The following is an 18610-nucleotide window of genomic DNA, read 5'->3' on the forward strand; positions in this document are numbered from 1 at the left end:
TCATTCATTGCCAGATCGACGGTGTTGCTGTTTTTCTATGAGACAGGGCGCGTCTCAGGCCCCGTCATACAAAGGCAAAGGGATCCTGCTCGCATCGGCTTTCCACCACCTCCACGTCAAGCCCCCTTTGCCGGATCTTCTCGTTAAGGGCCCGGGCCAGCAGGCCACAGGCAAAATATTCCGTACCGAAATGGCCGGCATCCACAAGCCCCTTGCCCTTCTCAAGGGCGGTCTGGGCGTCATGGTACTTCAGCTCGCCGCTGACATAGACATCTGCCCCGCTCCGGTAAAACGCCTTCATGAGCGAGCCCCCGCTGCCCGTGCAGACGGCACCGCGCCGGACCGCCATGCCGGGGTCCCCCACCACCCTCACGGCGGGGAGCCCAAAGGCCTTTTTGACCCGTTCGGCAAGTTCTCCCAGGGTTACGGGCGAATCAAACGCCCCCACCCGGCCCAGGCCCGCGCCGGTTTCGTCGGCATCGGCCGTCCTCAGCAGGGGGTAGATGTTGTACTCCATGGTCTCGTATGGATGCACCTCCCGCACCACCTCCAGCACGTGATCCAGCTTCGAGCGCTTGACCACCGCCTCCACACGGACCTCCTCCACGCAGCTCATCTTGCCCGCGCTGCCTTCAAAGGGCTCGGCACCGGCTGAGGGCATGTAGGTTCCCCTTCCGGCCGAAGAAAAAGAGCAGCAGCTGTACTTGCCGATGGCTCCGGCCCCACCGGAAAACAGAGCCTTCATGACCTTATGACGGTACTCTTCCGGCACGAAAAAGACGAGCTTCACCGTTTCCGAATCTGCAGAGGGCACCAGGGGGCCTTCGGGGGTCATGCCGATCATACGGGAAAAGGTGTCGTTGAGTCCGCCGGGGGCGCTGTCGAGGTTGGTGTGGGCTGAGTAGATGGCAAGGGGGGAAGAAACGGAGCGGGCGATGATGTCACCCAGGGGGCTGGCGAGGTCCAGGGTCTTTAGGGGGGAGAAGATGAGAGGGTGGTGGGTGATCAGCATCTCCGCCCCTTCGGTGCAGGCTTTGGCCACCACCTCCGGGGTGGGATCGAGGGCGATGTGAATCCGAGTGACCCGGTGGTCTCTGTGCCCCACCTGCAGCCCCACATTATCCCATTCTTCTGCAAGGGATGATGGGGCAAGTTCCTCCATCATGGAGATTATCTCAGATACCGTAGCGCTCATCTCTCCTCCAATCGTCTCTTAAGGGGCTTAAGGATTCCGGGCCGGGCGGCCCGAAAGCACCCCTTCAACAAAAAAGGCGTGGTGGCCTTTATCAGCCAGCACGCCTTGGTGTTTAAAAACTGTCTCGGCATTTTGTTGCATCGTTCATGGTGCATCATCCGCCATGGTTCATGAAAAGTGAGTTATTGGCCTCACCTGTTGGGGCATCTCCCTTTTCACGGTGTGTTGAGCTGGTGGGCCCACCTGGATTCGAACCAGGGACCGACCGGTTATGAGCCGGTGGCTCTACCAAGCTGAGCTATAGGCCCGTGCATCAAGGTGAGTATCCTTACCTCCGGCGAGCCCCTTTTGTCAAGTGTTATCCGCCCGACAGCAGGGGCTTTCGGGACGCCCCGTTCCCGGGGCGAACCAGAGGCAGGGTACGCCCCTAAATCTCGATGAAGCTCTTGAGCTTCTTGCTCCGGGTGGGGTGCCGGAGTTTTCTCAGGGCCTTGGCCTCGATCTGCCGGATACGCTCACGGGTAACGGCGAAATCCTTGCCCACCTCTTCCAGGGTGTGGTCGGCTTTCTCTCCGATACCAAAACGCATCCTCAGGACTTTCTCCTCCCTCGGTGTGAGGGTGGCCAGGACCTTGCGGGTCTTTTCCGCCAGGTTCATGTTCACGGCCGCATCCGAGGGAAGCATAAACTTCTTGTCCTCGATGAAATCGCCAAGGTGGCTGTCCTCTTCTTCCCCGATGGGGGTCTCGAGGCTGATGGGCTCCCGGGCGATCTTGAGAACGCGCCGAACCTTGTCCAGGGGGATCTCCATCTTCTCGGCGATCTCCTCGGGAGAGGGCTCGCGCCCCAGCTCCTGCACGAGGTACCGGCTGGTTCGGATCAGCTTGTTGATGGTCTCGATCATGTGCACCGGAATACGAATGGTGCGCGCCTGGTCGGCAATGGCCCGGGTGATGGCCTGTCGAATCCACCAGGTAGCGTAGGTGCTGAACTTGTAGCCCCTGCGGTACTCAAACTTGTCCACCGCCTTCATGAGGCCAATGTTCCCTTCCTGAATCAGGTCGAGGAACTGCAACCCGCGGTTGGTGTATTTCTTGGCGATACTCACCACAAGGCGAAGGTTGGCCTTGACCAGCTCGCTTTTGGCTTCCTTGGCCCGAACCTTGCCTTCCTCGATGGAAGAGGCAATGCGGGAAAGGATCCGGCCGTTGGCCTTGATGCCGAGTTCGCGGCTTTCGATCTGCATCTGGAGATAGGCAAAGTCCGGGTAGATGGCGCGGAGCTTCTCTTCGCCCATGGCGCTCTTCTCCACGGCCCAGGCCATGAAGGTCTCCTCATCGCCGAGCTGGCTCCTGAATTCGGTCACCGAGGTGCCGAAGGTGTCGGCACAGCGCCCCAGGATCTTGTTCATGGCCTCGAACCAGGCAATGTTCTCCAGGATCTTGGCGTCGATGATGTCCGAAACGCTGACCTCCAGGCGCCACTCCTTGAGGAGGTTGAAGATCTTTTCGGTGCGACGGCTGACGGAACGCCTGATCTTGCGCTGCTCATCCGAGGAGAGGTCTTCGGTGAAGATGCGGTACCGCAGACCGGTATTCTCCTCATGGATGGTGCGGATCTCTGAGATGGTCTCCAGGAATTTGCCCACCAGGTTCTTCTCGTCGACGGCCCCGTCCCCTTCATCCACGTCCCGAAGCACGTTTTTTGGACGAAGCTTGCCTGCGGCAATGCCGTCGGCAAGAGAAAGGATATACCCCACGGCGATGGTGGTATCGAGCTGGTGCCTCAGCACCTCCTGATCCCCCATCTCGATCTTCTTGGCGATCTCGATCTCCCCTTCACGGGAGAGCAGGGTCACCATGCCCATCTCACGGAGATACATCTTCACGGGGTCGGTCACGGTGCCGTAATCAGCGGAGCCGGTTTCGGACTCAAAGACCGCCACCTTCTTTTTCGGGGACTCTTCAGAGGCCATGGGGAGCTCGGAGTCCAGTTCGGCGGGCTCTTCCTCCTTCTCTTCGGCTTCGTCATGCTCCGTGTCGCTTTCCGCAACCACTTTGATGTCCATCTCCTGAAGCATCACAATGATGTCATCCAGCCGCTCCGAAGAATCTACCTCATCCGGAAGCGCCTCATTGATCTCATCATACGTAAGAACGCCGACTTTTTTTCCCTTTACAAGCAGAGCCTTAAATGCGGCTTCCTGACCCTTCTTGCTCTTTTCGGGAGAGGTATCGGACTTGTTGGTCATATGGTTTTGCCTCCTGCAACCCCGGATTGATGTTTAACCTTCCTGGCTTAATGCTGACGTCTCTTCAGGTCCTGGGAAAAGCGTCGTTTCTCTTCCAACAGCGACAGCAAAAGCTCGTGGTTTCCACTGGCTTCCGCATCCCTGATTCGTTTTGAGAGGTCATCGCCCAATCTGTTTCTGTTGCGGACATACTGGTCAATCAGAGTAACACACCGCTGGTGAATCACCGGGAACTCGTCAATGGCAAGACGCGCCACGAGCTCCCTTTGTCCCTCCTCCCGAAGGTTCGTCAGAAACCAGTCCGTCATGGCCTCCGGGGGTCCGTCGTAAGCCAGGGCAAGGGAGCAAATCTCCTTGAGCCCCGGCTCTTGAAAATAGTCTGCAATGCCCACTTCCCTGCAGTAGGCATGGATACCTGCATAGCGTACCAGCATGGAGACAATCTGGAACTCCAGGCTGTTCTCTTCCTTAAGGCGGCCCAGGGATTTTACCGGGGCGTCCTGCCACGGTTCCGCCACCTGGGGCCGGGTATTGGCAGCCGGGGCATTGTGGATCTTCTCACTGACAGCCCCTTCGTCGATGCCCACCTTGTCGGCCAGCACGCGGATATAAAGGGACCGGGCCACCCGGTCTTCCATGGCAAGGAGCGGCTCCCTCATGTCTCCGAGGACCTTCAGGCGCCCCTCCACAGTAAGCCCATGGCGCCTGATGGCAGCGTCCATGAGAAATTCCAGGAGATCCATGGCCTTGTCCGCCAGGGCCAGAAACGCATCGGCCCCGGCTTCCCTTACAAAGGAGTCGGGGTCATGGCCCGTGGGCAGCACCAGCACCTTGGCCGTCATGTACTCTTTCTGAAACACGGGCACGCTTCGCAGGGCAGCCCGTATCCCCGCGCCGTCCGAATCGAAGACCAGGACAAAGCGCTCGGCGCCGCACCGCGACAGCAGGCGCACATGGTCCCGGGTCAGGGCGGTGCCCAGGGTGGCCGCCGCCTGGGCAATGCCGTTCTGGTGCAGGGCCAGGGCATCGAAATACCCTTCAACGACAAAGGCCGTCCCACTCTGCCGGATCCCCTCGCGCGCGGCGTGGAGTCCGTAAAGTGACCGGGCTTTATGGTAAACAGGGTTTGCCAAAGTCGGTACTTGGGCAGGGCGTCATCCATAACGCGCCCGCCAAACCCCGACACCTGCATGGCTGTATCAAATATCGGAAAGACGATGCGATTCCTGAAGCGATCATAATACCGCCCCGTCTCTTTGGCGATGAGAAGCCCGCTCCCCACCGCAATATCCACAGGCACCCGATGGGAGGAAAGGCACCCCGACACCGCGTCCCAGGAGTCCGGGGCAAACCCGAGCCCGAACTTCTCGATGGTCTCATCGGTGATTCCACGGTTGTGCAGGTAGGCCAGTGCGCCGGTACCTTGGCCCCCTTTCAGGGTCTGTGAAAAAAAATCGGCCGCCAGGCGGTTGGCCAGGAAAATCTTTTCCCGAACCCCGATCTTCTCTTTTTCTTCGGCACTCAAGGCCCGCTCTGGCACCTCAATGCCGCATCGACGTCCCAAAGCACGCACGGTTTCCGGAAAGGTCAACCCGTCACGCTTCATGACAAAGTTGAAAACGCTGCCTCCGGCTCCGCATCCGAAGCAATAGTAAATCTGTTTTGTCGGGCTGACAGTAAAGGAAGGGGTTTTTTCGGAATGAAACGGACAAAGACCTGCGAAGTTGCTTCCCGTCTTCTTGAGCTGAACGGTTTCAGAGACAACCTGAACAATATCGGTCGCATGCTTAATGTCTGAAATCACTTCTTCGGGAATCAAGTGCACAAAGCTCCTGTCCGCGAGAGTCCGGTATCCAATCCGAGAAAGAACCACATCGATGGCCCCTTGCGCGAGGGTAGCCGAACCATCGGCAGGCCGTCTGTCATACCATATTATATAATGAAAGCCTCCATCCGGTACGGGATGAAAGCCGAACATACTGCCTAAAGCGCCCGTCCCCCAAGGGGAAAGACGCATCCACGGTTCCTGAAACGATGGCCGATACGGCCCAAAGTGCGGTACCGGAAAAACCGGCGCAACAGCCCTTCATGCTCGCCCAAGCAGGTGCATAAGTTAATGCCAAAACCATGTTTGTCAAGAACTATTTTCGGGCTTCCACCCCAACCAAGGGGGAACACTCCGAAAAACAAAAATCATCGTCATGGCTCCGGCTCGCCCTCGGGGCGTGGCCGTCCCCCCGACAGGACCATGGAGTCCACCAGCCCGTTGAACCCGGTTTCGGCAAGCTCCGCTGCCGTGACCCAACGAGCCCTGCGAGACACAAAGGTCTTAAAGGTCAGCAGGTTTTCACTCAAAGGAAGCTGGGTCTCATCAAAGGAACCCTTCCAGAGCACCCGGCCCGTAGCAGCTTCCATGAGAATCACCTTAAAGGCCACCGACGCCGGTCGGTTCACCGACCAGTCGGAGCCGATGCGCTCTTCATAGCGTTTCACGCGGCCAAGGGCCACACAGGAATAGCCCTGGGCTTCAAGGGCCGCCACCTGCCCCCGCAGGCTGTCGGTACCATCCACGGAAACCGCCATGGCTTCCACGCCGCGCTCCCTGAGGCTCACGGCTAGCCGCCTTGCCAGTTCGGGCCCGGCAAAGGCGGAGAGGGACGGCACGTCCCGCCCCTTTTCCCGTTCACTCTCGATGTACACGGTGTCTTCCGGGGCCGCCCAGTCAAAGGGAGGAACCGCCACCTCGTTGCAGGAGAAGAGGGTTACGGGCACCGCAGGTTTCGAAGGCTTGGAGGACTTGTGCGCCGGGGAACAGGCACACACCAGCACCACCAGCATGGCAAGGAGCCACACAGGCCTTCCCGCAGGAACGCCCCGCATCGGATACCCCATACACACCTCCCTGATTGGGCTGGCCCCGAGATGATCCGGAGCCTTCCTTAAGATGGTGGTGGCGCCCCCGGCCTGAGGCCTTAGATCACGCCCTTGGTGGAACGCACCCCTTGAATACGCGGGTCGATGGTCACCGCCTGATCCAGGGCACGCCCCAGGGATTTGAAAACAGCTTCGATGATGTGATCGTTCTCGCCATAGCGGACATTGATGTGCAGGTTCATACCCGCCTTCACCGAAAAGGCCTGAAAAAACTCCCGGGCAAGCCAGGCATCGAAGTTACCGTCCCGAACCCTGTGGTCCGGAAAGTCATAGACCAGAAACGGACGGTTGGACAGGTCCAGGGCCACCTCGGCAAGGGTCTCGTCCATGGGGGTAACGGCCAGCCCGTAGCGCTTGATCCCTGCCCGATCGCCAAGGGCGTCGGAAATGGCCATGCCCAGGGCAAGGCCCGTATCCTCCACCGTGTGGTGGGCGTCAATCTCCAGGTCCCCGTCGACCTTCATGGTGAGGTCGAAAAAACCGTGGGCGGCAAAGAGGGTGAGCATGTGATCGAAATAGGGAATCCCGGTTGTCACCTCTGCCCGGCCGCTGCCGTCCAGATCAAGTTCGATGGAAATACGGGTCTCTTTGGTGTTGCGCGTGATGGTGGCTGTGCGTGTCATAGTGTGATGCCTGTGAAGTATCGGAGTTGAGGCGCGTTGCTGAAGGCAGTGGAGGTGGTGGTGGCTCCGCCTTCCCGTGTGCAGATAATGGAAAGGGCGACACCGGAAATTAGGTGCTCCCGCCCTTTGAATATCCCCACCCAATTACCAGATTGCCGCTGGAGGGTCAACGTAAAAAAGGCTTTTCACTTCCGCATGTTGTATGGTACGAAGATTGTTTTTTCATGCATCGAACCCGGTCCCGGATAACCGGGGGGAACCACACGAAATCCCCTGTTTCCCTGCTTCTGATACCGGGCGCTGCATGATCACCGCAGACCAAAGCAATCATCCATTCCCGGAGCCACCGGGAACCCATGGGAAGGACGTGTTGTATGAGTGCCGGAATAGTATTGAACGATGCCATCAAAAGCTGCACCGCCGATCAGGACAAAGTGATTTCCCCCCAAGAGACCGTAGCAAGATTCAAGGAGAAGGCGAAAAACCTCTCACTGGACATTCTCAAGGAGACGAGCCGCATCGACAACGGCCGGCTCGACATTCCGGTCTTTTTCAGTGTCTGTGGTAAGGATGCCTCGGCCCTGACGGGAACGGCCAAGCAGATGGGCAAAGGGGCCACCCCTGAACAATCCGAAGCCAGTGCCGTCATGGAACTTGCCGAGCGGTTCAGCTTCTTCGCCTTCAAGGCAGACGAAAGCCGTTTTGTCACCGACACCTACGCCAACGTCAAGGACAGGGCCCTTCCCTTTTCTCTCATTGCCCGATCGGTGCACGACGACACGACCCCTCTGGACACCGCCGAAGCCATCTTTTCCGATATCCCCCTGAAGTGGGTCCCGGCCCACAACCTCACCACGGGCACCGACATGCTCATCCCCTTTGACTGGTTCTTCGCCATCAACGAATTCAACGGCCCCTCGGCCGGCAACTGCAAGGAAGAGGCCATCTGCCAGGGGATCTCCGAAATCGTGGAGCGCCACGTCTGCTCCCTTGTGAGCCACGGCAAGCGGGTCACCCCCACCATCGACCCGGACACCGCCACAGACCCCGCCGTCAGGGACATGCTCGTCAAATACCGGAAAAACGGCATCAACCTGGTCTTTTCCGACCTCTCCCTGGACACCGGCATCCCCACGGTGGGGGTCCTGGCCTGGGACCCGGCCACCTTCCCCGAGTCCAGCGAGCTGGTATGGACCGCAGGCACCGCACCGGACCCGGAAAAAGCCATGAGCCGGGCCATGACCGAGGTGGCCCAGCTGGCCGGGGACTTCAACACCGACGCCAACTACGTGGCCAGCGGCCTGCCCAAGTATACGGACCTTGCCGAGGCCGAGTTCATCACCCGTGCCCAGCCCGCCGTGCCTCTTGCCAGCCTGCCCGACCTGTCGGACGCCAACATCAAGGTGGAGATCGAGCGCTACGTGGCGGCCCTGAAATCCATCGGCATGGAGATCTTCACCATTGAGACCACACACCCGGAGCTGGGAATCCCCGCCTTTTACACCATCATCCCCGGCGCCCATTTCCGGGAGCGGAGCCTGGGCACCAGCGTACCCCTGTTCGCCGCACGGCTCATCACCGAAACATGCACCCCCGATGACGCCCTTGCCCGCATCACCGGCATTGAAAAAGCCGTGGGAGAACGCTACTACCTCCACTTCTACAAGGGCCAGCTTCTGCTGAACCAGGGCGCCTTTGACGAGGCCACCGCCGCCTTTGAAAAGGCCCTTGCAAGCCACCCCGACGAGCCGGAGATCCCTTCCATCTGCTCGTGGATGGGGGTCAGCCTCAAGGAGACAGGCCGCTACAAGGAGGCCCTGAAGGTCCTTCAGGCCGGTATCGACATCGACCCCGAGCGCGAAGATATCTACAACCTCATGGGCTTTTGCCACTACATGCTGGCCGATCACAACAAGGCCATCGACGCCTTCCGGGAGGTGCTCCGCCTCAACCCCAACTCCGCCATCGACTACGCCAACATCGCCTCCAACTATCGGGAACTCGGCAACACGGACAAGGCCGTCACTTACTACCGGATGGCCCTGAAGATGGACCCCTCCATCGAATTTGCCCGGACCAACCTGGAAGCACTGGCCGAGACCGCCTGATCCATAGGCGATAGGCGAAAAACCTGCCACCGCGGCCTCACGATGAGGCCGCGTCCCCTTTCGGCTTTGCCATCCCGGCATCCCTCCGGCTCCAGCTGAAGGCAGCCCCGGAGTTCACCATCTCGGCGCTGCCGTTGCAGTTGCCGTTACGGATTGCCAGGAACTCGTCGAAGTTGTCCAGCACAATATCGGTGAGATCGGGGTCAAAGTGCTTCTCCCTCTCCCCCTGCATAAGACCGTAAATCACGTCCGGCGGGTACGGGTCCTTGTACGGACGCCGTGTGGAGAGCGCGTCAAAGACATCGGCGATGCCCACAATGCGCCCTGCCAAAGGGATCCGCTCTCCGGAGAGGCCCTGGGGGTATCCGGTACCGTCCCACTTCTCATGGTGGGAAATGGCGATCTGCTGGCCGCTGCGCAGCACGTCGGACTTGGCATTGGCCAGGATCCGCGCCCCGATGGCCGGATGGGTTCGGATCACATGGAACTCGTCGCCGGACAGCCTGTCCGGTTTCATGAGGATATGATCGGGAATGCCGATCTTGCCGATATCGTGCATGACCGAACCGTACCGGATACGGTCCACCCAGGCCCCGTCCATGTTCATCTTTTCCGCGAGAAAGGCGCTGTAGGTGCTCATGCGGGTGATGTGGCTCCCGGTGTTTTCGTCCCGGTACTCAGCTGCGGTCACCAGCCGGTTGATGGTATCCAGATACGAATCCTTCAGGGCCTGATGCGTCTCCTTGAGCCCCTGAACAAGACGGCGCTCCCGAAGCACGCGCTGCACCCTCAGGACCACCTCCCCCGGCGCCATGGGCTTCAGGATAAAATCCACGGCCCCGGTCTGGATGATCTGTTCGTAGCTGAAATCGTCGATGTGGCCGGTCATGACGATGGGATCGGCGGTGTGCCTGGCACGGATCTGCTTCACAAGCTCAAGGCCTCCCATCTCGGGCATGTCCACATCTGTCAGGACAATCTCCACCGGATGCTTTTCAAGCACGGCCAACGCCTCCACGCCATGGGAAGCCATGTGACAGACAAACCCCTGCTTTTCCATCACACGCCTCAAGATCATCCGGATGGTTTCGTCGTCATCGACAATCAACAGGCCGGGCGGGTTCTTTGTTTTCTGCTTGGTCATAGGTTGTCGCTCCCAAAGGCAAAACCGGGTGAAAGGGGGGAAGGGTTGCCGAAAGCCGAAACCAAAAGGAGGGAAGCGTATCAACACAGGACGGAGGTCGAAGGGCAGGGGATCTTTTCAGCAACATGGGGACCCAGACGGCTCCTGATCCAACCCGGAGCCGTCGTATTCCGGTGCGTCTGATGCGTCAATCTCATTCCGAGCCGCATAAACTCATGAATACAATGAGTATACCCCAAAGCCTGACTGCCAACAACCGTGAATCCGAGGCCCCCGTTGCCGGGCGTCAGGCCGATTCGGCATCGCGGGTCTCCAGCACCAGGAAACTGGCCGTGCCCAGGGCGGCGACATCCCCCTGGGCGTTACGGACCTCGGCGGCCATGTGAATCTGGCGGCGCAACCAGCCATGCCGGCCACGACGGTAACATGGGACTCACCCCGCCCCACGGGCTTGACAAAGCTGGTGTTCAGCTGTGTGGTCACGCTGGTGGTGCCCAGCAGCACGGTCAGGGGCCCGAAGGTGTTGTCCATGGCCGCAACGACCATCCCGCCCTGCATGGCCCCCATGGGGTTTCGGTACCCCCGCTTCACGGGAAAGCGCACCTCAATGGTCTCTTTTTCCGCATCGAAGGTTACAATCTGCGCGTCCATCTCCCGAAACACCTCCGGTGGGTCAAACCTGTACCCCATCACTCCTCCTGACGACACTCCCGGGAAGGAAAAGGGACGTCCCTCCCCTGTTGCCACCTGTCTGCATTTGGTTTAATATAAATCCATTATCAACAACCCGCCACGAGACACCGATTGCGCACAGCCCCTGCGCGACGGTCTTCCACCTGCGCCATACGCATGGATCACCACCTGATCCGCGTCACCCGCCCCTTGGGACGACCACCCGTAACCACGCCCATGCCAAGGAGCGCCTGTTCATGAACCGTCCATACGATCCACACCTTGAAACCCTTGGTAAGATCGCCGAGACCAAACGCATCTTCACCGCCGTTCAAACCGCCACCGACCGTCAAGAGCCCCTGTGCGTCGTCGTCACCAGCGGTGCCCGGGGAGAAGGGAAAACCACCGTGGCCACGGGGCTTGCCATCGCCGCCTCCCGTGCAAAACAGCGCCGCACCCTCCTTGTGGATTACAACTGGTACGCCCCGGCCATTCACACGGCCTTCCAGGTGGAGCCCATCGAAAGCCCCGAAGCCTTTTACCGGGCAAGCGCCATTGAGGAGCTTATCGTTTCCAGCCGTTCAGGCATCGACATCCTTCCCGCCGCCCTCATGCCCGAGGAGGCCCGGGGGGCCATGCCCGCCGTCGAAGGATACGACCACCACCTCCTCCAGGAGGCCAGAAACCGATACGACACCATCATCGTGGACACCTCCGCAACCTTCCCGGAAAATCAGAACATGCGGGACCCCATCCTGCTTTCCGGCATCGCCGACGGCGTGGTGCTGGTCTTCATGACCAACCGGACTCCCCGCTCCACCCTGAAGCGCACCACCACGGCCATGCGCATCAACGAGCCCGGGGACCGGTTGGATGATGGCCAACCAGTGGAAAAACCCCATCATGCACTAAGGAGCCTGCCATGTCCTACCTTGTCAAACGGTACACCCACGGCCTCAAGCGCTACAACGCCTGGTTCCTCCTTGCCTTTCTCATGCCGGGCCTCTATCTGCTCTCCGCGGCCATCACCCCGGACCGTCACCAGGTCTGGCAGGATGTCCGGCTTCCCCTGGAGACCCCGTTTACCTCTGCCTCCTTCAACAACGTCGCCGAGGTGGTGGACGCCCAGGCCATCTTCTTCCGGGATAACTTCGACGTCAACCGATACTTCAACCTCACCGAGGCAGACGTAGATCAACTGGAGCCCAAACACTACCGAAACGTCACCGCCGCCGTCAGCAACGACATCACCCTCTCCTACGACCGGGGCATCGCCCGGATCAGCTACCTGGGCAAAGACGCGGAGATGGGAAAACGCCTCGTGGACTACTATGCCCACAGGCTGGTGAGAAAAGCCCGGGAGGGCATTTCCATGAGCGGCATGCACATCGCCCGGGAACGCCATCCGGAGCGCATGGGAGCCATTGAAACCAAGCCCCTGCGGGCTCTCTGGCGCCCAATGCGTCCTGCCCCTCCTCTTTGCTCATCGCCTCGGTGCTGGCGGTCATGGCCCTCATCGCGGCCCTGAGTCAACGACGCCGCCCTGAAATCCGAACGCCAGATCGCCGATCGTCCAGACCTGCGTCCTGGGCTCCCTGCCGGACCTGAACAAGGTCTCCCAGGCCCTGGGGGACCCTCCGGAGGGCAAGCCTCCCCACCCCTGACGCCCCTGCACGGCCATTTTTTGTATTTTCCGTGGTCCCGCCTTGATGTATACATATTTCATCACATGGGCACCTTTTCAATGAATGCCGCCATGATGGCCCTCGGATACGATGCGCACGGGACTGCGGCGCCACCTCTCCGTGCACCATTCCATCGCCCATCCCGAAGTCATGGCCCCAACCCCTGACACAAAGGACACCCCATGCAGTCCCCTTCCGGCGTACCGGCCAGAGCCGGCATCCTCATCTCCATGGCCTGTTTTGTCGTTGTCGTCAAAGGCATCCAGGCCGCCTCCCCGGTTCTGGTCCCCTTTTTCCTGGCCGTGTTTATCGCTGTTGCGGTCTCCCCGCCCATGTTCTGGATGGAGAAAAAAAAGGTCCCCACAGGCTTGGCTGTCCTTGTCATCGTTCTGGTAGTCCTCATGCTCTTTCTCCTGCTGCTCAACATCATCACCGGGGCCATCGAAGAGCTTCGCCGAAGCATCCGCCGCTTCTGCACGGCACGCATGGAAGCCCTGGTGAGAGACGTGGTGCCCCTCCTGCAGGGATGGCACATCGACATCACCAGCGAGACCCTGCTCAACGTCCTCAACCCGGGCCGCATGATGGCCTTTCTGGGGGGACTGCTCTCTCGTCTCGGCGGGGTCTTTACCAACACCTTTTTTATCGTCCTGACGGTCATCTTCATTCTCATGGAAGCCTCGGGATTCTCCGTAAAACTCCAGGCCGCCTTAGGCAACGGCAACGCTTCCCACGAGGGATTCGCCACCATCACCGGGAGGCCATCCGCCACTACCTGGCCATCAAAAGCACCACCAGCTTAGCAACAGGCGGTGCGTGTCCTGGGCCTGACGGTCATCGGGGTGGATTTTCCGCCATCTGGACGATGATTTCCTTATCTTCAATTTTGTGCCCAACATCGGCTTCATCATCGCCGCGGTGCCGGCAGCTGCTCCTGGCCATGGTCAAGCTGAGCAGTGCCAAGGCCCTGATGGTGACCCTGCTCTACCTGCTCACCAATGTGACCATCGGCAACCTCGCTGAATCACGGGTCATGGGACGCGGTGGCTGCTCCGCCCTGGTGGTCTTTCTCTCCCTGACGTTGTGGGCTGGGTCGTGGGCTTGTGGGCATGATTGCGCCCCCTGACCATGGCCCTTAAAATCAGCCTGGAAGCCCGGGAAGAGACCCGGTGGATCGCTATCCTCCTGGGACCGGAAAAAGTGGCGCGAAACATTTTGAAGGAGACAGCCCAATGAAACGCCCCATCCATGTAACCATCGATGAATCCCTGTGCACGGGCTGCGGCGCCTGCGTGGCCATCTGCCCCCACGACACCCTCACCCTGGTGGACGATACACACGGTTCCCGGAACATTCCTCTCCTGCGGCCACTGCCTGGCCGTGCCCACCGGGGCCATCACCTCACCCGGCCACCTGGCCCATGGGGCAGGACTTCCAAACCTTTGCCATGGCGCGACAGCTTTCACCCCGGAGACGTTGAGGTGGAGACTAGCCTGGCTAATGGCCTCCCGCCGGTCCTGCCGCCACTTCACCCAAGATCCCGTCCCCGTCACGGTCCTTGAAGACCTGGTGCGCATCGGCACCACTGCCCCTTCCGGCACCAATGCCCAGGCCTGGCAATTCACACTGCTCCCCGACCGCGCCTCGGTGAAAGGGTTCGGTCGGGGCGTTCTCTCCTTCTTTCAGAAACTCAACCGCATGGCCCGCATCGCCCCCCTCAGGGGCCTGCTTTCCCTCCTGGGCAAGCCGGAGCTCTCCCGCTATTACACCGAGTATCACGACCGCATTGAAGAGGGCATCGCCTGCTGGACAACCCAGCACAAGGACCTCCTCTTCCACGGCGCCCCGGCCGCCATCCTCGTCAGCTGCTCAAAGGAGGCCTCCTGCCCCACCGAAGATGCCCTCCTCGCATCAGGCCAAATCCTGCTGGCGGCCCACGCCATGGGCCTGGGCACCTGCCTCATCGGCTTTGCCGTAGAAGCCCTGGCCCGAGACGCCGGGCTGAGGCAGCGCATCGGCCTTTCCAAAGACGAAACCGTCCACGCCGTCATCGCCATTGGGCACCCGGACGAACCTTACCGTCGCCCGTCGGTACGCAAACCCGTGACGCCGCGGGTGGTCCGCCTCTCCCAAAACTGAGCAGGACGCCACACAGAACACAAAAAAAGCCGCCAACTGCCCCTTGCGGAACCGTGGCGGCTTTTCCGTCATGTCATCGCGCCCCCTTGCGGGAGCGGGCGGAGGATTGGCTGTGCCGACGACCCAAGGGCTCTTTCTTCATCCGGGCAAGAAGCTTGGCCTCTTTCTCGTTGATGTCATGGTCTGCCAGGGCGATATGGTTGGCAAGCTTCAAGGCCTTCTCCCGATCCTTGTTATCCGGCAGCAGCAGGGGAAGCGCCTCAAGGGCCTTTGAAAAATCCGTTTGCAGGATACGGGCCTGCTCCTTGGCAACCTGGAGGCTGCCTCGTAGACAGCCACTGCAACGGCCGCTGGCCTTGACAATGCGACTCCCCATGGCCATCTCCGCTTCATCCACGGAACCGTCGACACTGGCCATGGCGATGGATCCGGACGGCCCCTTCCGGGTACCCCCTGTTCGACGGGTCTGGAGAGCCACTTGCGGCGGTCCTCTTTTCGCTCCCGGGCCTCGGACGCCCGGGTTGCCTTCGCTTCTTCGGGGGAGGGGCCTCGGTCCATGCCGTAGAGCCAGGCCAGGACCGGATTGTCGTACATCAGGTGAAACACCTTCTCCTGTGTCATATCGCTCAGGGACTGGCTCCAGTCCAGGGCGGTCACCACCATATCGGAGAGAGCCCGCTCCGCCTGGAGAAAGGGATTTGTCTCGGACACGGGCCGCCTTGTCCGGCGGACATACTCCGCCGCCTCTTTCACGGGCCTCACCGTAGGTAATAAGGCTTCGCTGCAGGCGCATGGGGTGCGTCTCAAGCATCCACTCCACAAACAGAGGGTTAACCATGGCCCGCACCAGAGGACTTATCCAGGTGCTGTACATGGCGCTGTTTCGCTCGGAAATAGAGGCCACCAGCTCAAAGGCCTTCTCGTCCTCCACGCCATCGTCATAAGCCAGGATGTCATCGATGGTGCGCTCGCTAAACTTCACCTTGTAGTCGTTGAGCCACTCCTTGGACGGCGCCTCCACAATCTCCATTTCGTAGAGGCCGGGGGCGAGAAAATTGATCATCTCCACGCTGCCGATGATCTCCTTTTGCTCCTTTCCGGCAATGGAACTTGCCACAAAGATGCCCAGGTGGCCGATGGTGGGGTGCACGATATAGACGATGACCTGCCCCAGGCGCTTGATCTCGTCCACGGACTTGTAGACCATGGGTATCCAGTTGAGGGCCTGCTGGGGTGGCGTGATGTTATCCCCGCTTGATGCAAACACCACCACCGGATCGCTGAACCGCTTCAAGTTGACAACGGGGCCGTCATCAAGCTGCAGCTGCCCATTGGCCAGCCGGTTCCCGATGAACAGATCCGCCACAATGGTGTGGATCTTCGTCATCAGGAAAAAACCACCATCTCTCGAAATCAAGGAAACGCTGCTCCTCGGTGTCCACATTTTTGTAGAGGTTGTACTGCTTGGACCAAAAGGTGTTGCCCGGGTTCAACCCCTCCATGCTCATGACCAGGTTGGCCCCGTCAAAATGCCCCCCGCCGAGATCGCTCACCAGGTCGTTGATCCAGACGCCCCCCAAAAGCCCTCCCTTGTACCGCATGGGGTTGGTCCCCCCCACGCCGGACCAGTAGGAAAGCGGAGCGCCGTTCAGGACAATGGGGCCAGCAAGGTCAGGCCGTTCAGCGGCCACAATGGCCGTGGCCCATCCCCCCTGACAGTTTCCGATCACCACCGGCCGCAGGGCGTCCGGGTGCCGCCTGGCCACCTCCTCCAAAAACCGGATTTCCGCATTTTTCACATCCCCCAGGGTCTGGCCTTCCATGGGCTCGGTAAAAAACAGGACAAAGTAAACAGAGTGGCCGTTGGACAAGGCATGACCGATCTCCGACGCCTCCTTGGACCCGCCGATGCCCGGCCCGTGACCGGCCCTGGGGTCGATGATGACGATGGGGCGACGATCGGGCTCCGAGCGGTCCCCGTCTTTGCCGTCTCCCCTCACCCTGCGGTCCGCCCCACCCGTAAATCCGCGGCCTTCGGGGCCACGCTTCCCGCGGATCAGGGCAAGGGCAGCGTGGCCGGGCAATCAAAGGTGCGGCTAATAGCAGATAATCTCATAGTCAAAAATCAATACCGGAGGCTGTCCCTTATCGAGGTGCTCCAGATAGTTATTCCCCCGTTTTCGCAGCACATCCCAAAACAGGATGGACCGCTGGGACGTATCAATGGCATATTCGGAAGCATGGGCAAAAAAATCAAAGGCGGATGACATGGTATTGACGGCTGCAGCGTCCATAACCCCTCCTGAATCACCTTGCCGTCGGCAAAACGTCAAGAACAGCTCATGAAACCAGAGAACACACAGGGCCCGGCAAGGCATGGTTGATGTGTGGTACGGCAGGATCGTTCCAAAGAGAAAAAGGCCCCGGTGCGCCCCGAATCATGCGGGCAGAACAGACAGGCAAAAAACGAAGACACGAAACGTAAGACGGGACCTTGCCCGGGCACGGTTGCCGGGGCATCGCAAAGGCAAACAAGAGGTATTATAGCAACATCATCTCTCTTATCAAGACGTTATTAGGGCAAAGAGGCAATAAAGGCCGTCCATGGACCTGAGTCGCTGTGGGCGTCAAGGGCATCGGCCCAGCGGGTCTCCTCCACAAAGGCAAGGTGGGCGGGGGTATAAAGATGGTATTGGTTAGGGCGCCCGTCAAAGACGGGAAAATAGACGGAAAGACCGCAGGCCTTTTCCGGGTGCGTGGTGTCATTGTAAATCACCGCATGGGAAGCCCGCGGGCATCCCGGGTCTCGACAGAGGCCCCGAGGACCTCGGCGAACTGGCGCAGATCCACGCAGGTGTTGTCGTTGTAGGAAGCCGCTCGCTGGTACCGCGCCTCAATGACCGCATCAGAGCCGAGGGTCATCACCTCCGAGGCCAGCTCGTCCACCGCCGCCCCCAGGGGAGCCAGGGCCGTCAGGTCCACCACGGAAAGCCCCACGGCCATCCCCCCCACCCCGCTTGCCATATAGGTCTCCACAATGCATCGCCCCAGGGCCGCAGGGCTTTTCGACGAGGCGGGCAGTTGGGAAAAACGGGTCAACAGCCCGGTGTAATCCCAGCCGGAGGAGGGCACCAGCCCTTCGGACGCCACCATGAACCGGGCCCTGTCCTGAAGCTCCCACGCCACCTCCACCTCTGCCATCAGGCAGGCGTCAAATCCAAGCAGGCTAATCCCCTGCCCCTCAAGGGCTGAGGCCACCTCCTTTAGCAGAAGGGCGGCGTACGGAGCTTGGTTTCGTCGGCGGCGATGAACTTGGTCCCCGGGGCCGCAATGTCCGATGCGGCAGGGGCCCAGCCGCTGCCGTGGTCCCAGAGAACCAGGGCCGTGTGATCGGCGGGGTACATCGCCTTCCCAAAGGCGACAAACCGCCGCAGGGTCTCGGCACTTCCCATGTTCAACTTCATCTTTGCCGTCCGCCGTCCCGCTGAGGCCAAGCCCAGGTGGTGTTCGGTGAGCCTTTTGGAGGCAATGGACGAGGCATTGGCCCGTGGGGCGTATAAGATGCAAAGCCGCGTCTCCGACCAATTCCCCTGGTCCTGCACATAGCCGCTGCTGCGATCAAACAGAACAATAACGCGGGTATCCGGGCTTAAAGCCGCCGCCTCCATCTCGTTAAAATCCACCAGAGCATCGGCTTCCAGGTTGTTATCGCCATCCAGGTAAACCATCACGGTCCAGGAGGTCCCTACCTCACCGTCGGAGCCGCTGCTGCTGCCACAGGCAGACATCAGCAGGGCCAGAAGGGCCACGCACACGACACGAACCGCACCCCACGTCCTATATACGCTCAAAGTGGTTC

At 60.2% G+C, this 18610-nt stretch carries 18 protein-coding genes, 1 tRNA gene and 1 pseudogene; 6 read left to right on the forward strand and 14 right to left on the reverse strand.

What is annotated here, in order from left to right:
* Positions 1-64: 64 nt before the first annotated feature.
* From ACOYW2_RS17740 to hisB, 7 genes are all read right to left on the reverse strand, one after another.
* A complete protein-coding gene (locus tag ACOYW2_RS17740; RefSeq protein WP_482767392.1) occupies positions 65-1195 on the reverse strand; it encodes a Nif3-like dinuclear metal center hexameric protein in 1131 nt (376 codons plus the stop codon).
* A 231-nt stretch (positions 1196-1426) separates the two neighbouring features.
* A tRNA-Ile gene (locus ACOYW2_RS17745) sits at positions 1427-1503 on the reverse strand.
* Between the two features lie 119 nt (positions 1504-1622).
* Entirely contained in the window at positions 1623-3446 is a 1824-nt protein-coding gene (gene rpoD / locus ACOYW2_RS17750) for an RNA polymerase sigma factor RpoD (protein WP_482417401.1), read from the reverse strand.
* Between the two features lie 47 nt (positions 3447-3493).
* The gene (locus ACOYW2_RS17755) at positions 3494-4516 is read right to left on the reverse strand and encodes a toprim domain-containing protein (RefSeq protein WP_482771051.1); all 1023 of its coding nucleotides are present in this window, start codon (positions 4514-4516) and stop codon (positions 3494-3496) included.
* Entirely contained in the window at positions 4411-5265 is an 855-nt protein-coding gene (locus ACOYW2_RS17760) for a DNA primase (RefSeq protein WP_482767393.1), read from the reverse strand. The genes ACOYW2_RS17755 and ACOYW2_RS17760 overlap by 106 nt, the downstream gene beginning before the upstream one ends.
* A 380-nt stretch (positions 5266-5645) precedes the next feature.
* Positions 5646-6338 carry a hypothetical protein gene (locus ACOYW2_RS17765; RefSeq protein ID WP_482417403.1) on the reverse strand — a complete coding sequence of 231 codons (693 nt, stop codon included), beginning with the start codon at positions 6336-6338 and terminating at the stop codon, positions 5646-5648.
* Between the two features lie 80 nt (positions 6339-6418).
* Positions 6419-7003, reverse strand: a complete 585-nt coding sequence (gene hisB, locus ACOYW2_RS17770; protein ID WP_482419324.1) for an imidazoleglycerol-phosphate dehydratase HisB — start codon at positions 7001-7003, stop codon at positions 6419-6421.
* A 374-nt stretch (positions 7004-7377) separates the two neighbouring features.
* On the opposite strand from hisB, the gene ACOYW2_RS17775 reads away from it, so the two are divergent.
* Positions 7378-9111 carry a YcaO-like family protein gene (locus tag ACOYW2_RS17775; RefSeq protein WP_482767394.1) on the forward strand — a complete coding sequence of 578 codons (1734 nt, stop codon included), beginning with the start codon at positions 7378-7380 and terminating at the stop codon, positions 9109-9111.
* 37 nt (positions 9112-9148) lie between these two features.
* Here ACOYW2_RS17775 and ACOYW2_RS17780 read toward each other — a convergent pair whose 3' ends face one another.
* Complete coding sequence (locus ACOYW2_RS17780; protein ID WP_482417406.1) at positions 9149-10255, reverse strand: HD-GYP domain-containing protein; 1107 nt, start codon at positions 10253-10255, stop codon at positions 9149-9151.
* A 213-nt stretch (positions 10256-10468) separates the two neighbouring features.
* Positions 10469-10945 carry a PaaI family thioesterase gene (locus ACOYW2_RS17785; RefSeq protein WP_482767395.1) on the reverse strand — a complete coding sequence of 159 codons (477 nt, stop codon included), beginning with the start codon at positions 10943-10945 and terminating at the stop codon, positions 10469-10471.
* 904 nt (positions 10946-11849) lie between these two features.
* On the opposite strand from ACOYW2_RS17785, the gene ACOYW2_RS17790 reads away from it, so the two are divergent.
* From ACOYW2_RS17790 to ACOYW2_RS17810, 5 genes are all read left to right on the forward strand, one after another.
* On the forward strand, positions 11850-12455 hold the full coding sequence (locus ACOYW2_RS17790; protein WP_482767397.1) for a hypothetical protein: 606 nt from the start codon (positions 11850-11852) through the stop codon (positions 12453-12455).
* A 339-nt stretch (positions 12456-12794) separates the two neighbouring features.
* Positions 12795-13415 carry an AI-2E family transporter gene (locus tag ACOYW2_RS17795; RefSeq protein ID WP_482767398.1) on the forward strand — a complete coding sequence of 207 codons (621 nt, stop codon included), beginning with the start codon at positions 12795-12797 and terminating at the stop codon, positions 13413-13415.
* Between the two features lie 137 nt (positions 13416-13552).
* Complete coding sequence (locus tag ACOYW2_RS17800) at positions 13553-13738, forward strand: hypothetical protein (RefSeq protein WP_482767399.1); 186 nt, start codon at positions 13553-13555, stop codon at positions 13736-13738.
* Between the two features lie 106 nt (positions 13739-13844).
* A complete protein-coding gene (locus ACOYW2_RS17805; RefSeq protein WP_482767400.1) occupies positions 13845-14174 on the forward strand; it encodes a 4Fe-4S binding protein in 330 nt (109 codons plus the stop codon).
* Positions 14113-14751: a nitroreductase family protein gene (locus tag ACOYW2_RS17810; protein ID WP_482767401.1), complete on the forward strand. Its 639-nt coding sequence runs from the start codon at positions 14113-14115 to the stop codon at positions 14749-14751. Before ACOYW2_RS17805 ends, ACOYW2_RS17810 begins: the two co-directional genes overlap by 62 nt.
* A 73-nt stretch (positions 14752-14824) precedes the next feature.
* On the opposite strand, the gene ACOYW2_RS17815 is transcribed toward ACOYW2_RS17810, so the two are convergent.
* From ACOYW2_RS17815 to ACOYW2_RS17835, 5 genes and pseudogenes are all read right to left on the reverse strand, one after another.
* Positions 14825-15169 (reverse strand): tellurite resistance TerB family protein, encoded by a 345-nt coding sequence (locus ACOYW2_RS17815; RefSeq protein ID WP_482767402.1) that lies wholly within the window; start codon positions 15167-15169, stop codon positions 14825-14827.
* A gap of 125 nt (positions 15170-15294) precedes the next feature.
* Positions 15295-17129, reverse strand: a pseudogene (locus ACOYW2_RS17820) (DUF3141 domain-containing protein); the annotation flags it as partial.
* Positions 17130-17326: 197 nt separating this feature from the next.
* Positions 17327-17527, reverse strand: a complete 201-nt coding sequence (locus ACOYW2_RS17825; protein WP_482419334.1) for a hypothetical protein — start codon at positions 17525-17527, stop codon at positions 17327-17329.
* Positions 17524-18009 (reverse strand): clostripain-related cysteine peptidase, encoded by a 486-nt coding sequence (locus ACOYW2_RS17830; RefSeq protein ID WP_482767403.1) that lies wholly within the window; start codon positions 18007-18009, stop codon positions 17524-17526. The genes ACOYW2_RS17825 and ACOYW2_RS17830 overlap by 4 nt, the downstream gene beginning before the upstream one ends.
* A gap of 5 nt (positions 18010-18014) precedes the next feature.
* Positions 18015-18602, reverse strand: coding sequence for a clostripain-related cysteine peptidase (locus ACOYW2_RS17835; RefSeq protein ID WP_482767404.1), 588 nt, complete (start codon positions 18600-18602; stop codon positions 18015-18017).
* Positions 18603-18610 lie beyond the last annotated feature (8 nt).

Source organism: Desulfoluna sp. CLI2B (assembly GCF_056847375.1).

Bases quoted from the DNA above. Each gene is read 5' to 3' on its own strand.
- ACOYW2_RS17740 (WP_482767392.1), bottom strand. From the start codon at position 1,195: ATGAGCGCTACGGTATCTGAGATAATCTCCATGATGGAGGAACTTGCC.
- rpoD (WP_482417401.1), bottom strand. From the start codon at position 3,446: ATGACCAACAAGTCCGATACCTCTCCCGAAAAGAGCAAGAAGGGTCAG.
- ACOYW2_RS17765 (WP_482417403.1), bottom strand. From the start codon at position 6,338: ATGGGGTATCCGATGCGGGGCGTTCCTGCGGGAAGGCCTGTGTGGCTC.
- hisB (WP_482419324.1), bottom strand. From the start codon at position 7,003: ATGACACGCACAGCCACCATCACGCGCAACACCAAAGAGACCCGTATT.
- ACOYW2_RS17775 (WP_482767394.1), top strand. From the start codon at position 7,378: ATGAGTGCCGGAATAGTATTGAACGATGCCATCAAAAGCTGCACCGCC.
- ACOYW2_RS17780 (WP_482417406.1), bottom strand. From the start codon at position 10,255: ATGACCAAGCAGAAAACAAAGAACCCGCCCGGCCTGTTGATTGTCGAT.
- ACOYW2_RS17785 (WP_482767395.1), bottom strand. From the start codon at position 10,945: ATGGGGTACAGGTTTGACCCACCGGAGGTGTTTCGGGAGATGGACGCG.
- ACOYW2_RS17790 (WP_482767397.1), top strand. From the start codon at position 11,850: ATGTCCTACCTTGTCAAACGGTACACCCACGGCCTCAAGCGCTACAAC.
- ACOYW2_RS17795 (WP_482767398.1), top strand. From the start codon at position 12,795: ATGCAGTCCCCTTCCGGCGTACCGGCCAGAGCCGGCATCCTCATCTCC.
- ACOYW2_RS17800 (WP_482767399.1), top strand. From the start codon at position 13,553: ATGGTCAAGCTGAGCAGTGCCAAGGCCCTGATGGTGACCCTGCTCTAC.
- ACOYW2_RS17805 (WP_482767400.1), top strand. From the start codon at position 13,845: ATGAAACGCCCCATCCATGTAACCATCGATGAATCCCTGTGCACGGGC.
- ACOYW2_RS17810 (WP_482767401.1), top strand. From the start codon at position 14,113: ATGGCCTCCCGCCGGTCCTGCCGCCACTTCACCCAAGATCCCGTCCCC.
- ACOYW2_RS17815 (WP_482767402.1), bottom strand. From the start codon at position 15,169: ATGGCCAGTGTCGACGGTTCCGTGGATGAAGCGGAGATGGCCATGGGG.